Annotated in this window: 11 protein-coding genes; 6 read left to right on the top strand and 5 right to left on the bottom strand. The window is 66.0% G+C overall.

Translation table 11 applies throughout. The features are described from left to right. The first annotated feature begins 122 nt into the window (after window positions 1–122). Both aceF and lpdA read left to right on the top strand, forming a co-directional pair. Window positions 123–1,484, top strand: a complete 1,362-nt coding sequence (aceF, locus tag ACI1V7_RS19695; protein WP_404533481.1) for a dihydrolipoyllysine-residue acetyltransferase — start codon at window positions 123–125, stop codon at window positions 1,482–1,484. Between the two features lie 12 nt (window positions 1,485–1,496). Next, complete coding sequence (gene lpdA, locus ACI1V7_RS19690) at window positions 1,497–3,359, top strand: dihydrolipoyl dehydrogenase (RefSeq protein WP_404533480.1); 1,863 nt, start codon at window positions 1,497–1,499, stop codon at window positions 3,357–3,359. Window positions 3,360–3,433: 74 nt separating this feature from the next. On the opposite strand, the gene ACI1V7_RS19685 is transcribed toward lpdA, so the two are convergent. The 3 genes from ACI1V7_RS19685 to ACI1V7_RS19675 are packed head-to-tail and all read right to left on the bottom strand — an operon-like array spanning window position 3,434 to window position 4,821. Continuing rightward, window positions 3,434–3,952 carry a YqhG/Tai3 family protein gene (locus ACI1V7_RS19685; RefSeq protein WP_404533479.1) on the bottom strand — a complete coding sequence of 173 codons (519 nt, stop codon included), beginning with the start codon at window positions 3,950–3,952 and terminating at the stop codon, window positions 3,434–3,436. Continuing rightward, window positions 3,933–4,313: a hypothetical protein gene (locus tag ACI1V7_RS19680; RefSeq protein ID WP_404533478.1), complete on the bottom strand. Its 381-nt coding sequence runs from the start codon at window positions 4,311–4,313 to the stop codon at window positions 3,933–3,935. The genes ACI1V7_RS19685 and ACI1V7_RS19680 overlap by 20 nt, the downstream gene beginning before the upstream one ends. 13 nt (window positions 4,314–4,326) lie before the next feature. Beyond that, complete coding sequence (locus ACI1V7_RS19675) at window positions 4,327–4,821, bottom strand: Hcp family type VI secretion system effector (RefSeq protein WP_404533477.1); 495 nt, start codon at window positions 4,819–4,821, stop codon at window positions 4,327–4,329. 231 nt (window positions 4,822–5,052) lie between these two features. Here ACI1V7_RS19675 and ACI1V7_RS19670 point away from each other — a divergent pair, with 231 nt between their 5' ends. Next, the gene (locus ACI1V7_RS19670; protein WP_404533476.1) at window positions 5,053–5,892 is read left to right on the top strand and encodes an SGNH/GDSL hydrolase family protein; all 840 of its coding nucleotides are present in this window, start codon (window positions 5,053–5,055) and stop codon (window positions 5,890–5,892) included. 23 nt (window positions 5,893–5,915) lie between these two features. On the opposite strand, the gene ACI1V7_RS19665 is transcribed toward ACI1V7_RS19670, so the two are convergent. Beyond that, window positions 5,916–6,353, bottom strand: coding sequence for an ion channel (locus ACI1V7_RS19665; RefSeq protein ID WP_404533475.1), 438 nt, complete (start codon window positions 6,351–6,353; stop codon window positions 5,916–5,918). Window positions 6,354–6,366: 13 nt separating this feature from the next. Continuing rightward, complete coding sequence (locus ACI1V7_RS19660) at window positions 6,367–9,507, bottom strand: efflux RND transporter permease subunit (RefSeq protein WP_404533474.1); 3,141 nt, start codon at window positions 9,505–9,507, stop codon at window positions 6,367–6,369. A gap of 209 nt (window positions 9,508–9,716) precedes the next feature. Between ACI1V7_RS19660 and ACI1V7_RS19655 the strand changes: the two genes are divergently transcribed. From ACI1V7_RS19655 to ACI1V7_RS19645, 3 genes are all read left to right on the top strand, one after another. Then, entirely contained in the window at window positions 9,717–10,592 is an 876-nt protein-coding gene (locus ACI1V7_RS19655) for an NAD(P)-dependent oxidoreductase (protein WP_404533473.1), read from the top strand. A gap of 150 nt (window positions 10,593–10,742) precedes the next feature. Further along, the gene (locus ACI1V7_RS19650) at window positions 10,743–12,437 is read left to right on the top strand and encodes a mechanosensitive ion channel family protein (protein WP_404533472.1); all 1,695 of its coding nucleotides are present in this window, start codon (window positions 10,743–10,745) and stop codon (window positions 12,435–12,437) included. A gap of 206 nt (window positions 12,438–12,643) precedes the next feature. Then, the gene (locus ACI1V7_RS19645; protein ID WP_404533471.1) at window positions 12,644–14,572 is read left to right on the top strand and encodes an outer membrane protein assembly factor BamB family protein; all 1,929 of its coding nucleotides are present in this window, start codon (window positions 12,644–12,646) and stop codon (window positions 14,570–14,572) included. The last annotated feature ends 72 nt before the right edge of the window (window positions 14,573–14,644 follow it).

Raw genomic sequence — 14,644 nt, 5'->3', positions numbered from 1 at the left:
GCGATAGACCGTCGTCCCCGCGAAGGCGGGGATCCAATTTCTCGTGGCCCGCCACGACATTGGGCCCCTGCCTGCGCAGGGGCGACGATGAGCGAACGATAAGAACACGGAGCTAACACACTATGAGCATTGTGGAAGTCAAAGTCCCCGATATCGGCGACTTCAAGGAAGTGGAAGTCATCGAACTGATGGTCAAGCCGGGCGACACCATCAAGGTCGACCAGTCGCTGATCACGGTGGAGTCGGACAAGGCGAGCATGGAGATCCCCTCCAGCCACGCCGGCGTCGTCAAGGAAATCAAGGTCAAGGTCGGCGACAAGGTCGCCGAAGGTTCGCTCGTGCTGACCGTCGAGGAAGCCGCCGGCGCCGCGCCGGCCGCGGAAGCTGCCCCGGCTCCGGCAGCCGCCGCACCGGCACCGGCCGCCGCGCCGGCCGCAGCACCGGCACCCGCCGCGGCGCCCGCGCCGGCACCGGCAGCAGCTCCCGCTGCACCGGCTGCACCGGCACCGGCCGCAGCGTCGTCCGCAGCATCGTCTGCCCCCGCGGCGAGCTTCGCCACCGCCCACGCCTCGCCGTCCGTGCGCAAGTTCGCGCGCGAGCTGGGCGTCGACCTGAACAAGGTCAAGGGCTCCGGCCAGAAGGGCCGCATCACCCAGCAGGACGTGCAGGGCTTCGTCAAGAGCGCCCTGGCGGCCGGTCCGTCGGCAGCGCCGGCAGCCGGCGGCGCGGGCGTCGGCGGCATCAACCTGCTGCCGTGGCCGTCGCTGGACTTCAGCAAGTTCGGCCCGACCGAGACCCAGCCGCTGTCGCGCATCAAGAAGATCAGCGGCCAGAACCTGCACCGCAACTGGGTCATGATCCCGCACGTGACCCACTTCGAGGAAGCCGACGTCACCGACCTGGAAGCCTTCCGCGTCGAGTCGAACGCCGCCTACGCGAAAGCCAAGTCGGCCACCAAGCTGACCATGCTGGCCTTCGTCATCAAGGCATCGGTCGCCGCGCTGAAGAAGTTCCCGTCGTTTAACGCCTCGCTGGACGAGCCGAACGGCGCGCTGATCCTGAAGCAGTACTACAACATCGGCTTCGCGGCCGACACGCCGAACGGCCTCGTGGTCCCCGTCATCAAGGACGCGGACAAGAAGTCGATCTCGCAGATCGCCACCGAAATGGGCGAACTCTCGGCGCAGGCGCGCGAAGGCAAGCTGTCGCCGTCGAACATGCAAGGCGCCACCTTCACGATCTCGTCGCTGGGCGGCATCGGCGGCACCAACTTCACGCCGATCATCAACGCACCGGAAGTCGCGATCCTGGGCCTGTCGAAGTCGGCGATGAAGCCGGTGTGGGACGGTTCCAGCTTCCAGCCGCGCCTGACGCTGCCGCTGTCGCTGTCGTACGACCACCGCGTGATCGACGGCGCCGGCGCCGCCCGCTTCGCCGCCTACCTGGCCGACGTGCTGGCCGACCTGCGCAAGACGCTGCTGTAAGGAGCCGATGATATGAGCACCGTGGAAGTCAAAGTCCCCAACATCGGCGATTTCAAGGACGTCGAGATCATCGAAGTGATGGTCAAGGCCGGCGACACGATCAAGGTCGACCAGTCGCTGGTCACCGTCGAGTCGGACAAGGCCAGCATGGAGATTCCGTCGTCGCACGCCGGCGTCGTCAAGGAAGTGAACGTCAAGGTCGGCGACAAGCTGAACGAAGGCTCGCTGCTGCTGACGGTCGACGAAGCGGGCGCGGGCGCCGCCGCGGCGCCTGCCGCCGCGCCGGCACCTGCCGCAGCGTCGGACAAGCCGGCCGCGCAGATCGGCGCACAGGCCGTCGCTCCGACGGCCGCCGCGGCACCGACCGATTCCTACGCACCGGCCCATAAAGCCGATGCGGCGGCGCCGAATTCGGTGCCGGCTCCGAACGCGTCCAGCTACAGCGGCCAGGTCGATGTCGAGTGCGAGATGATGGTGCTGGGCGCCGGCCCCGGCGGCTACTCGGCCGCCTTCCGCTCGGCGGATCTCGGCATGAACACCGTGCTGGTCGAGAAGTACGCGACCCTGGGTGGCGTGTGCCTGAACGTGGGCTGCATCCCGTCCAAGGCGCTGCTGCACGTGGCCGCGATCATCGACGAGACGGCGCACATGGCGGATCACGGCGTCACCTTCGCCAAGCCGGACGTCGACATCGACAAGCTGCGCGCCTACAAGGACAAGGTCATCAAGACGATGACGGGTGGCCTGGCCGGCATGGCCAAGGCGCGCAAGGTCAACGTGGTGCAGGGCGTGGGCAAGTTCCTGAGCCCGAACCACATCGAAGTGACGGGTCCTGATGGCGGCAAGAAGGTCGTCCAGTTCCAGAAGGCGATCATCGCGGCCGGCTCCTCGGTCGTGAAGCTGCCGTTCGTGCCGGAAGACCCGCGCATCGTCGATTCGACCGGCGCGCTGGAACTGCGCCAGGTGCCGAAGCGCATGCTGGTCATCGGCGGCGGCATCATCGGCCTGGAAATGGCGACCGTGTACTCGACGCTGGGCGCACGCATCGACGTCGTCGAGATGATGGACGGCCTGATGCAGGGCGCCGACCGCGAAGCCGTCAAGATCTGGCAGAAGTACAACGCGCACCGCTTCGACAACATCATGTTGAAGACCAAGACCGTCGGCGTGGAAGCGCTGCCGGAAGGGATCAAGGTCACCTTCGAAGCCGCGGAAGCGGGCCAGCCGGCACCGGAAGCCCAGGTCTACGACCTGGTGCTGGTGGCCGTGGGCCGCAGCCCGAACGGCAAGAAGATCGGCGCGGAAGCGGCCGGCGTGGCGGTCACCGACCGCGGCTTCATCGGCGTGGACGGCCAGATGCGCACCAACGTGCCGCACATCTTCGCCATCGGCGACCTGGTGGGCCAGCCGATGCTGGCGCACAAGGCCGTACACGAGGCCCACGTCGCCGCGGAAGCCGCGCACGGCGAGAAGGCCTTCTTCGATGCGAAGGTGATCCCGTCGGTCGCCTACACCGATCCGGAAGTGGCGTGGGTCGGCCTCACCGAGGACGAAGCGAAGGCGAAGGGCGTCAAGGTAGAGAAGGGCCACTTCCCGTGGGCCGCCTCGGGCCGCGCCGTCGCCAACGGCCGTCCGGAAGGCTTCACCAAGCTGCTGTTCGACGCCGAGACCCACCGCATCGTGGGCGGCACCATCGTCGGCACCAATGCCGGCGACATGATCGGCGAGATCGCCCTGGCGATCGAGATGGGCGCGGACGGCGTGGACATCGGCAAGACCATCCACCCGCACCCGACGCTGGGCGAATCGATCGGCATGGCGGCGGAAGCCTACGAAGGCGTCTGCACGGACCTGCCGCCGCCGCGCAAGCGCTGATCGGCAGGCTGTAGTACCAACGAAAACCGGGGCGCCTGCCCCGGTTTTTTTATGGCTTCATCCGTGTAGGCCAGCTACTGCACCTTCTTCGACAGGAGCTTTCTGAGCGACAGGTTTTCGTGTGCCGGATAGATGATGTCGGCGATCTTCCACGTTCCGAGCACGCGGGACATGTCGAAATCGATTTGCGTGCGCTCACCCGTGACCGGATCCTTGAAGGTGACCGATACCTTGCCGGAGCCGACTGTTTGTACATCGAGATCGACCAATCGCGGATCCTGTGAATCGAACAGGATATCGGCGTCGAGGTTGCAAATCCCTTGATATTTGATCTGGCAAGCGGCGTCCTTCATCAGCAAGTCCGTCAATGCGGGCGTGAAGTACCGTTTCAGGACTGCTTCGCCTTGATGCGAGATATCTTTGCCAAACAGTTCTTGTTGAGTCGCGAACGCTTGCCACCCAAAATCCTTGTAGAGTCGCGCGACAACGACGGCCTCGCTGCGCGTTTCTGTCGCAGACGCTGTAGGGGCATATCCGAATGTGCATGCAGTCGCCAGAACGACGGCGAAGCAGTTAGCGGCGGTAGACGACATAGCTGGGCTTCTCCCTTGCGTATGCTGGACCTGGCCAGAATCCACGTTGTACAAAATCCGATATCCATTGTGTTCCATCGTAGCCGGCGATATGTCCAGCTTGGTGCCCTTTCTTAGTCGCGTTCATGACGACGATGTCGCCTTTCTGAAAGGCGAATCCGTCAGGATTATCGACCGAAATTGCGTGAAAGCCGTTGCGTAATAATATTGGCCCATAGTGTTTTGCATAGTTGGGATGCGACCCTGTATCTGCCCCTGCGGCTTCGAGCGCACGCCGGACAAATTTGGCGCAGCTCGACTGGCTATGACGTCCCGCATGCTCGCGCAAGTGGGCAGCAAATTTTTCGGTATCGAACGGCATCGCGCGGCTCCTGTCACACGATCTTGTTGCCGGCCAGATCCCAGCCGCCCGCCGTGTTGCCACCGCTACCGCCGCTTATTTTCTGCTGCGTATATTTCCACTTGATCCTGGAATACTTCAGGTTGACGATTTCCGACAAATACGTTTCGCTGCCGCCGAGGTGCGGCTTGACCATGCCCACGAGTACATTATCGAGTTCGATCTCGAAATATTTGACGCGTCTGCCGTTTCCATCCGCGCGGAAAAATTCGAATTTTGCCTTGGGAATCGTTTTCCCCATTGCGCATGTCTGGGCAAGGATGGGCGACGCCAGATCGGCAAGTTTCGAAAACGAGATGTCGTCGAGTTCAGCACGTTCGGCGGTGTGCCCGCCACCGGTCGACGCAGTAGCGCTCTTCGGTTGGAAGACACCCCAATGGACGCCCGTTACTTCGATCCAGTCCTTATGCTCGTCATCCTGCGATTCACCCTTGATGCCGTCGATCTGCAGGTACACATCGATTGCCATTGCTGCCTCCGGAAGGTAAAAAGTCGGGGCGTCACTTTCGACGCGATACGGCGGATGGGGTATCACGCAGGCCCTCGACCGACGCGGGATTCTTGCGGAAGCAGCAAAGAGGCGGCTCGACAAGAATCAAGCCGTCGAATGCGCTAGCGCACGTAAGGTCGCGTTATGGTTAAATCGGCACCGTAGCGCCCTAACCGTTTCCTGGGGTGGGTATTTCTGGAGAGTGAAACGATGACGAGAAACCGTAAGACGAACGTGATTGGCGCCATGTCCCTGGTCCTGGCTGGCATGATGGCGAACGCCTCGGCAGAGGGCGAGCGTTATGTGTCGATGGGCAGCTCCTACGCCGCCGGTCCCGGCGTCGGCCAGCGCGACACGGCCAGCGGCGGCTGCGGACGCTCGCTGACGAACTACGCGCGCACGGTCGCGCAGAAACGCCACCTCGACCTCGTCGACGTCGCCTGCTCGGGCGCCACCACCGAGAACATCCTCGTGCGCGGCCAGCACGGCTTTCCGGCGCAGATCGAGGCGGTGACGCCGGACACGCGCCTCGTGACGATCCTCATCGGCGGCAACGACATCGGCTACGTCGGCGACTTGTTCGGCTTTTCGTGCCGCAGCGAAGGGAAGGGCGATTGCAAGGTGTCGGACACGGCGCAGCTGGAGCAGCGCTTCGCCGCCTTGCCCGCGTCGCTCGACCGCGTCATCGCGGCAGTCCGCAAGCGGGCGCCCGACGCGCGCATCGTGCTGGTCGGCTACCTGCCTGCGGTCCCCGAGGATGCCGGCAAGACGTGCGCGGCGCTCCCGCTGGCGCGCGACGAAGCGCAGCGCATGCGCGCCACCACGACGCGCCTGACGCAGGTATTCGAGGCCGCTGCAACGCGCAACCGGATCGCGCTGGTGCAGGCTTCCGCGCTGGGCGCCAGCCACGATGCCTGCGCGCGCGACAACTACATCACGGGCTACCGTCCGGCGCGCGTGCCGAGCTGGGACGAGCCGGTCGGCTATCACCCGACGCAGGCGGGCATGGACCGCATCGCGCAGGAGCTCGACCGGATCCTGTCGCAGTAAGCATCAAACAGTATCAAGCAGGATCAAGCGGCGTCGCCGCGGCCGTGCCACAGCCGCTCCATCGACAAGTACGTGTACGACGCCGTCCACCCCATCAGCAGCATGCCGTTCAGCGCTTCCAGTCCCGCCAGCAGGCGCAGGTCGCCGAAGGGCAGCACGTCGCCGTAGCCCAGCGTCGTATAGGTCTCGGCCGAGAAATACAGGCAGCGCGAAAAGGGCAGCGGTCCCGGCGCGCCCATGCCGCCCACGTGGAAGCGCGTTGCCAGCACGTAGTAGGCGACGCCGTACAGCAGGATCTCGGCGAAGTGGGCGACGAACGCGCCCAGGATGACGAACACGAGGCGCAGGCGCGGTTCGATGCGCAAGGCCGGCAGCACGGCCGTCAGCAGGCGCAGCACCTCGTAGTGGACCACCGTGGTGGCCACCAGCAGGAACAGGCAGGCGGTGCCGACGATGAACATGCCGTCCCCCGCCTCAGACCTGCGTCGCCGGCTCTTTCGGCTGCGCGGCCGGCTGCTTCGCCTTGCGCCCGCCGAACAGCTTGCTGACGACGACGTAGAACATCGGGATCATCAGCGTCGCCACGAAGGTCGCCGTGAGCATGCCGCCGATCACGCCGGTGCCGATCGCGTGCTGGCTGGCGGCGCCCGCGCCGCGCGAGATGGCCAGCGGCAGCACGCCCAGCACGAAGGCCAGCGACGTCATGAGGATGGGACGGAGGCGCAAGTGGGCGGCGTCGGTGGCGGCTTCCTCGGCGCTGGCGCCTTCGAGCTGGCGCATGTGGGCGAATTCGATCATCAGGATCGCGTTCTTGGCCGACAGGCCAATGGTCACCAGCAGGCCCACCTGGAAATAGACGTCGTTGGTCAGGCCGCGCGCCATGGTCGCGGCCAGCGCGCCCAGCACGCCCAGCGGCACCACCAGGATCACGGCGACGGGAATCGACCAGCTCTCGTACAGCGCGGCCAGGCACAGGAACACGACGAGGATCGACAGGGCGTACAGCAGCGGCGCCTGGTTGCCGGACTGCTTCTGCTGGTACGACGTGCCGGTCCATTCGAAGCCGATCCCCTTCGGCAGCTGGCGCGCCAGCTCCTCCATCGCGGCCATCGCGTCGCCCGAGCTCTTGCCGGGCGCGCCCTGGCCCTGGATGTTCATCGATTCGACGCCGTTGTAGCGCTGCAGCTGGGAAGGCCCATTGGTCCAGTGGCTGCTGGCCAGGGCGGTGAACGGCACCATGGCGCCGTCGCCGTTGCGCACGTACAGGCGCGACAGATCGTCCGGGTTCATGCGGAACGGCGCGGCCGCCTGCACGTAGACGCGCTTGATGCGGTTGTCGGTGTCGAGGAAGTTGTTCACGTAGCGCGAACCCCAGGCGATCGAGAAGGCCTGGTCGATGTCGGCCGGGGAGACGCCGAAGGCGCCCGCCTTCTCGCGGTCGACGTCGATCTTGAAGCCGGGGCTGTCGGCCACGCCGTTGTAGCGCACCTGGGCCAGGTCCGGGTGCTTGCGCGCGGCGGCGAGCAGCTGGTCGCGGGCGCGCGCCAGCGCGTCGTGGCCCAGGCCGGCGCGGTCCTGCAGCTGGAAGTCGAAGCCGGCGGCATTGCCCAGGCCGCGGATGGGCGGTGGGCTGGTGGGGAAGATGATGGCCAGGTTGCTGGACCCGAAGCGTTTCTTGATGCGGTCCGACAGCGCCTCCACGGACAGCTTGTCGTCCTTGCGCTCGTCCCAGTCCTTCAAGCGCACGAAGATCTGGCCCTGGCTCTGGTTGCGTCCCGCGTTGTTGTTGCCGTTGACGGTGAACGTGGCCGTGACCATGTCCGACTCTTCCTTCAGCAGGTAGGTGGCGATCTGGTCCAGCACCGCGCCCGTGCGCGATTGGGGCGTGCCGGCCGGCGTCTGCACCTGCACGAACAGGAAACCCTGGTCCTCGTTGGGCAGGAAGGACGTGGGCAGGCGCCAGAACATGAGCGCCACGGCCCCCAGCACGGCGGCGTACACGAGCATCCAGCGCACCGGGCGCTTGTAGATGCCCTGCGTGCGCTTGACGTACCAGTCGCGGCTCTTTTCGAAGCCGCGGTTGAACCAGCCGAAGAAGCCCTTGTCGTGCGCCTCCGGCGGCTTGAGCATCATGGCGCACAGCGCCGGCGTGAGCGACAGCGCGACGAACACGGACAGCAGCATCGAGGCGACGATGGTCAGCGCGAACTGGCGGTAGATCGCGCCCACGGTCCCCGGCGAGAAGGCCACCGGCACGAACACGGCGCACAGCACCATCGCCACGCCGACCAGGGCGCCGCTGATTTCTTCCATGGCCTTGCTGGTCGCTTCCTTCGCCGGCAGCTTTTCTTCCTGCATGATGCGCTCGACGTTCTCGACGACGACGATGGCGTCGTCGACCAGCAGGCCGATCGCCAGCACCAGGCCGAACATCGACAGCGTGTTGATCGTGAAGCCCAGCGCCGCCATCAGGCCGAAGGTCCCGAGCAGCACGACCGGCACCGTGATCGACGGGATCAGCGTGGCGCGGATGTTCTGCATGAACAGGTACATCACGAGCACCACCAGCACGATGCCCTCGATGAGCGTCTTGACCACTTCCTCGATCGACACCTTGATGAACGGGGTGACGTCGTTCGGGTACACGACCTTCAGGCCCTTCGGGAAGATCGGTTCCAGCTCCTTGATGCGGGCGCGGATCAGTTCCGCCGTCTGCAGCGCGTTGGCGCCCGGCGCGAGCTGCACACCCAGGCCGGAGGAGGGCTCGCCGTTGTAGCGGTTGTCGACGATGAAGTTTTCCGGACCCCGTTCGATGCGGGCGACGTCGCGCAGGCGCACGATGGCGCCGTTCTTTTCCGACTTCAGCACGACGGCGCCGAAGTCCTCGGGCGTGCGCAGCAGCGTCGAGCCGGTGATGGTGGCGGCCAGCTGCTGGTCGCTGGTGGCGGGCAGGCCGCCGATCTGGCCGGCGGACACCTGCACGTTCTGCGCCGTCAGCGCGGTGGTGACGTCCATCGGGTTCAGGGCGAAGGAATTCAGCTTCGACAGGTCGAGCCAGACCCGCATCGCGTACTGGGTGCCGTACACGTTCAGGTCGCCCACGCCCTCGACGCGGCTGAGGGGATCCTGCACGCGCGACGCGAGGAAGTTGGCGATGTCGTACTTGCTCATGCTGTGGTCGGTCGAGACGAAGCCGATCACCATCAGGAAGGAACTGCTGGACTTGGTCACGCGCACGCCCGACTGCTGCACCTGGGCCGGCAGCAGCGGCGTGGCCAGCTGCAGCTTGTTCTGCACCTGCACCTGGGCGATGTCGGGGTCGGCCCCGCTCTCGAACGTCAGCGTGGTGGTCGAACGGCCGCTGTCGTCGCTGGTCGAGGCCATGTACATCAGCTTGTCGATGCCGCTCATCTGCTGCTCGATCACCTGCACCACCGTGTTCTGCATCGTCGACGCCGAGGCGCCCGCATAGCTGGCGTTGATCTGGATGGATGGCGGCGCGATCGGCGGGAACTGCTCGATGGGCAGCGTGAAGATCGACAAGCCGCCGCCCAGCATGACCAGGAGGGACAGGACGATCGCGAAGATCGGGCGGGCAATGAAGAACTTCGGCATGGCGGATCCAGTCGATTGACGGCAGGTCGTGGCGCGAATACGGCCGGTTCGATGCAGTATTCAGCAGTTGCCGTGCAGCTTACCAAGAACCGGGGGGCAGGTGGGCCCTGGGTACACTGTGATACAGAACGATACGCGGCGCCCCTGCACAAATACTGTTCTAATAGGGTTTTCGCCGCGAGCGATACGATACGTTACAAGGATTTCTCATGACCATCGCATTCATCGGCCTGGGCGCCATGGGCCAGCACATGGCCGCCAATCTTCTCGCCTCCGGCCAGCCCGTCCATGTCTGGAACCGCAGCCCCGAACCCGTCCAGGCGCTGGCCGCGCGGGGCGCCAAGCCGGCGGCGACGCCCGCCGAGTGCGGCATCGCCGACGTCGTGTTCACCATGCTGGCCGACGATGCCGCCACCCGCGCCGTGCTGCTCGACGGCGGCGTCCTCGCGGCCATGGCGCCGGGCAGCATCCACGTCAACATGGCCACCGTCTCGGTCGCGTTCGCGCGCGAGATGGCGGCCCTGCACGTCGAGCGCGGCGTCGGCTACGTGGCGGCGCCCGTGCTGGGCCGCGTGGACGTCGCCGCAGCGGGCAAGCTGAACATCCTGGCCGGCGGCAGCGACGAACTCGTTGCGCGCGTGCAGCCACTGCTGGACCTGATGGGCCAGAAGACCTGGCGCTTCGGTACCGCGCCGGAACAGGCGAACGCCGTCAAGCTCGCGTGCAACCTGATGCTGGCCTGCGCCATCGAGGCGACGGGCGAGGGCACGGCGCTGGCGCGCGCCCACGGGGTGGCGCCGGCCGGCTTCATCGACCTGATCACCAGCACCCTGTTCGCCGGCTCGCCCGTCTACAAGGGCTATGGCGGCATGATCGCCGAGGAGCGCTACAGCCCGGCCGGATTCAAGCTGTCGCTGGGCTTGAAGGACGTGCGCCTGGCCGTGGAAGCGGCCCAGGACCAGGGCCTGCCGCTGGCCTTCGGCGAGACCCTCAAGGCCACGCTGCAGGATGCGGTGGACCAGGGCGACGCCGACCTGGACCTGGCGGCGCTGGGCAAGCACGCCGCGCGGCGCGGCGGTTTGTAAGCGGCGGCCACGTTCACGGAGTGCCAATTGCAGGGTGGGCATCCCATGCCCGCCATCCTCTTGCGCGGATGGTGCACTGCGTCAACCGTGCGAACGCGACCTCGACCGGATGCTAGACTTTTCGGATTCGAAGTCGAAGGAGCCGTCGTTTTGCGTTTGCGTTTTTCCCTCAGTTTCCTGATCCTTTTCCTGGTCGCGCTGCTGGCGCCGCCCGGCTTCGCCGCTCCCGGCGAACCGGCGGAGGCGCCCGCCGCGACCGTCCAGCCCGACCCGCTCAAGCGCGAGACGCCGCGCTCGATGGTGTCCGGCCTGATCGAGGCGCTGGCCGAACTCGATTACGACCGCGCCGTCCAGTACCTCGACCTGCCCGCCGGCGGCAGCAACAGGCAGCGCCTGGCCGCCGTCAGCCAGGCGCGCGCCTTCCACGCGCTGCTCGACAACGGCGGCACGTTCAAGCCCTTCGCCGCCCTGTCCAACGATGCCGCCGGCAGGATCGACGACGACCTCCCCATCGACCAGGAAGACATCGGCGAAGTCACGCTGCAGGGCAAGAAGGTGCCGATCCTGCTGGAGCGGGGCAAGGACGGCGACCTGCAGGTATGGCGGGTGTCCAGCACGACGCTGGACCAGGTGGCGGCCGCCACCAGGCGCGACCCCGCGGCGCAAAAGGCCGTGCAGGAAGGCGAACAGGATGGCTACATCGTTGCCGGCGCGCCGCTGAAGGACTGGGGCCTGCTGCTCGGCATCGGCGTCCTCGTGTTCGGCGGACTGTGGCTGTTTTCCGCGCTCGTCGTGGCGCTCATCCGCAAGGTCGCGGGCGCCTCGACCAACGGTGTCTACCGGTTCCTGGAAGCGGCGCTGCCGCCCGTGAGCCTGTTGATCGCCGTCTTCGTGTTCTACCATTGGGCCGAGCGCCTGTCCGTCGCGATCGTGGCGCGCCAAACGCTGCTGCGCTACACGGGCATCGTCAGCGTGATCGCCTTCGTGTGGTTCGGCCTGCGCCTGGTCGACGCCGTGGCCGCGCTGGCGATCGCGCGCATGCAGCGCAGCCAGCGGCGCCAGATCGTCTCCGTCATCACCCTGCTGCGGCGCACCGCCAAGGTGCTGCTGCTGGTGCTGTCCGGGATCGGCATCCTCGACACCTTCGGCATTGACGTCACCACGGGCATTGCGGCGCTGGGGATCGGCGGCATCGCGCTGGCGCTGGGCGCGCAGAAGACCGTGGAGAACCTGGTCGGCAGCGTGACCGTGATCGCCGACCGTCCGATGCAGGTGGGCGACTTCATCAAGGTCGGCGACGTGGTGGGCACGGTGGAGGACGTCGGCATCCGCTCGACCCGCATCCGCACCGGCGAGCGCACCGTCGTCACGATCCCGAACGGCGACCTGTCGGCGCGCCAGATCGAGAACTTCGCGGAGCGCGACCGCTTCCTGTTCAATCCCGTGATCGCCATCGGCTACCGCACGCCGCACGCCAAGCTGAAGGAAGCCATCGCCATCGTCCAGCAGGTGCTGGGGCAGGAAAAGAACATGGCGGAAGGCTACCGCGCCCGCCTGGGCAGCATCAGCGACCGCGCCTTCAACATCGAGGTGTTCGCGTACATCGACGTGCGCGAGTTCGACACCCAGGTCATCATCCGCGAGCAGCTGCTGCTGGCGATCTACGAACGCCTGGAAGCCGCCGGTATCGGCCTGGCCTTCCCGGGGCAGACGATTGCGCTGGCACAGGAAGCGGCGGCCGTGCCGGGCGGCAAGACGTTCTCCGCCGGGCAAGCGGACGCCGGCGCCCAGGCGAGCGTTGTCATCGACAACGCTGCCGGTTCCTATCAGCGCACGCCGCGGTAATCTCGTCCGGCGCGCCGATCGTTTCCAAGTCCAGGGCATCTGTGCCAGTCGCTGCTGCGGGAATGGCGAGCGGCAATGCCGCAGCCAGTCAACGACAACTTTTTTTCCGTAGTCATTTTTACGTGAAAATGTGCAAGTTTTGACGTGTAAATATTGCATTACAATACGCCCCTTTACAAAAATTTACGTCCAGGGGTGGTTGACTCATGCATTTCATTTCTCGCTTTGCCGGTTCGCTGGTGCTGGGCGTGGTACTGGCTGGCTGCGGCGGTGGTGGTGGTGGCGGTGGCGGCGACGTTACCTCCGGAACGGGCAGCCAGCCTTCCAGCCCTGATGGCGCCTGGCTGACGTTCAACCCGAATCCCGTCGACGTCTCCGGCTACGAGGGCGACGACATCCCCATCGAGCTGGTCGCCACCTCCACCCGGACGTTCAGTGCACCGTTCAACATCGCGGTGATCGATCCGAACGGTATCGTGACGAACGCCATGCGGTTCACGGCGCTGGATACGATGCACTACCGTGCCACGCTGGCAACGGCCAGGCTGGCAGCGGGGACGCACCAGACGAGCCTCGAGGTACGCGTGTGCGAAGACACGCCGACCGTGTGCAGCAAGCCGTTCCCGGGTTCTCCCTGGCGCGTGCCGGTGAAGATCACCGCGAAGCCGGCAACGGAGGCGGCAAGCCGCCTGGCGCTGACGCCATCCGCGCCGGTGCTCCAGACTTTCCCGGGCGAAGCCGCGAGCGTCGAGATCCAGGGCAAGGCCAACGCGGACCTGGTACGCCAGAACTTCCGGGTCGGCGTCGTCGATCCCGCGGGCCTGGTTACAGCGACCTTGGCCAACGTCACCCCGAGCAACTTCACCGTCAGGCTGACCAATGCCACGACGCTGGCCCAAGGCGACTATACCGCCAATGTCGAAGTGCGCCTGTGCCGGGACGACCCGATGTCGTGCCGTTCGCCGCTTGCGGGTTCGCCGTGGATCGTGCCCGTGAAGGTTTCGGTGAAGCCGGCCAGCAACCTGACCGCCCTGACGCCGCTGCCGGGCGCCGGCGCCTGGTCCACCTACCAGGGCAATGCGGGCCATACGGGCTATGTCGCAGCCAGCATCGATGTCGCCAGGTTCAGCCGTCGCTGGAGCGTTCCGGCTAAGGTGAACGGCGACTGGCGGTACAACTCCATCGCCCACGACAACGGCATGGTGTATGTGACACGTGGCGCGGAAGGGGGCGGTTCCGAAGTCGCCGCCATCAGCGAGGCAAGCGGTGCCGTCCTGTGGCGCGTTCCCTTGGGCAGCCCGCACCGCGCCAATTCGCCGGCAGCCGGCAACGGCCAGGTCTACGTGGCGACCACGGGCCAGTTCGACGACGCCTTTTTCTGGATCCTCGACCAGCGCACCGGCGCGCTGCTGAGCAAGACCGTCTTGAGCACGCAATGGGATGCCTACCTGGCGCCGACCGTCTTCGGCCCCGACGTGTACACCGAGAGCGGGCTTAACGGCGGCATGAGCAAGTTCTCGTCCGCGAGCAAGGCCGAGACGTGGCAAACCTCGATGCCGCAATACGATGGCTGGACGCCGGCTGTCGACGCCAGCCACGCCTATGCCTTTATGCAGGGGTCGCTGATCGCCGTGGACACCGCCACCGGCAGGGACAAGTGGTCGGTTGCCGACCCCTACTACCTGTCCAGCGGCTCGAGCGTGCCGGTGGTCCTGGCCGGACAGCACGCCTATGTCATCGACCACCGCACCTTGATGGCATTCGATACGGGCAAGCGTACGCTCGCATGGACGGTTAACGGGACCATGTACGGGCCGCCAGTCCTCGGCGAAGGAGTGATCTATGTGCTCAATGGCTACGGCACCGTGCTGGAAGCGCGTGCGCCGGCCGATGGCAGCTTGCTATGGTCCTCGGAATCGCTGGGAAGCGATATCGATACCGCCGACGTTCCCCGAATGATCGCGACGCGCAACCTGGCGTTCGTGAGCAATTCCAGCCGCACCCTCGCGATCGACCTGGCCACCCACAAGGTCGTGTGGCGTTATCCCTTCGGCGGCGACTTGTCGATCTCGTCCAATGGCGTGCTGTATATCTCGAGCACCAAGGGGACGTTGGTGGCGATTAACCTGCAGTAGCAATGGCCGATGCGGTTGCGCCTGATGGGGCGCAGCCAAGCGGCCTGGTCAAAGGAGGTGTTGCTGCACGAA

The sequence above is a fragment of the Massilia paldalensis genome, from assembly GCF_044901715.1.
GTDB classification, from domain to species: Bacteria; Pseudomonadota; Gammaproteobacteria; order Burkholderiales; family Burkholderiaceae_D; genus Telluria; species Telluria paldalensis.
The sequence above is the reverse complement of the archived record's forward strand: the minus strand, read 5'-3'. Positions and strand labels throughout refer to the sequence as shown.

What these genes read in the sequence shown, in the direction of transcription:
- aceF (WP_404533481.1), top strand. Translation starts at nt 123, where the DNA reads ATGAGCATTGTGGAAGTCAAAGTCCCCGATATCGGCGACTTCAAGGAA.
- lpdA (WP_404533480.1), top strand. Translation starts at nt 1,497, where the DNA reads ATGAGCACCGTGGAAGTCAAAGTCCCCAACATCGGCGATTTCAAGGAC.
- ACI1V7_RS19685 (WP_404533479.1), bottom strand. Translation starts at nt 3,952, where the DNA reads ATGTCGTCTACCGCCGCTAACTGCTTCGCCGTCGTTCTGGCGACTGCA.
- ACI1V7_RS19680 (WP_404533478.1), bottom strand. Translation starts at nt 4,313, where the DNA reads ATGCCGTTCGATACCGAAAAATTTGCTGCCCACTTGCGCGAGCATGCG.
- ACI1V7_RS19675 (WP_404533477.1), bottom strand. Translation starts at nt 4,821, where the DNA reads ATGGCAATCGATGTGTACCTGCAGATCGACGGCATCAAGGGTGAATCG.
- ACI1V7_RS19670 (WP_404533476.1), top strand. Translation starts at nt 5,053, where the DNA reads ATGACGAGAAACCGTAAGACGAACGTGATTGGCGCCATGTCCCTGGTC.
- ACI1V7_RS19665 (WP_404533475.1), bottom strand. Translation starts at nt 6,353, where the DNA reads ATGTTCATCGTCGGCACCGCCTGCCTGTTCCTGCTGGTGGCCACCACG.
- ACI1V7_RS19660 (WP_404533474.1), bottom strand. Translation starts at nt 9,507, where the DNA reads ATGCCGAAGTTCTTCATTGCCCGCCCGATCTTCGCGATCGTCCTGTCC.
- ACI1V7_RS19655 (WP_404533473.1), top strand. Translation starts at nt 9,717, where the DNA reads ATGACCATCGCATTCATCGGCCTGGGCGCCATGGGCCAGCACATGGCC.
- ACI1V7_RS19645 (WP_404533471.1), top strand. Translation starts at nt 12,644, where the DNA reads ATGCATTTCATTTCTCGCTTTGCCGGTTCGCTGGTGCTGGGCGTGGTA.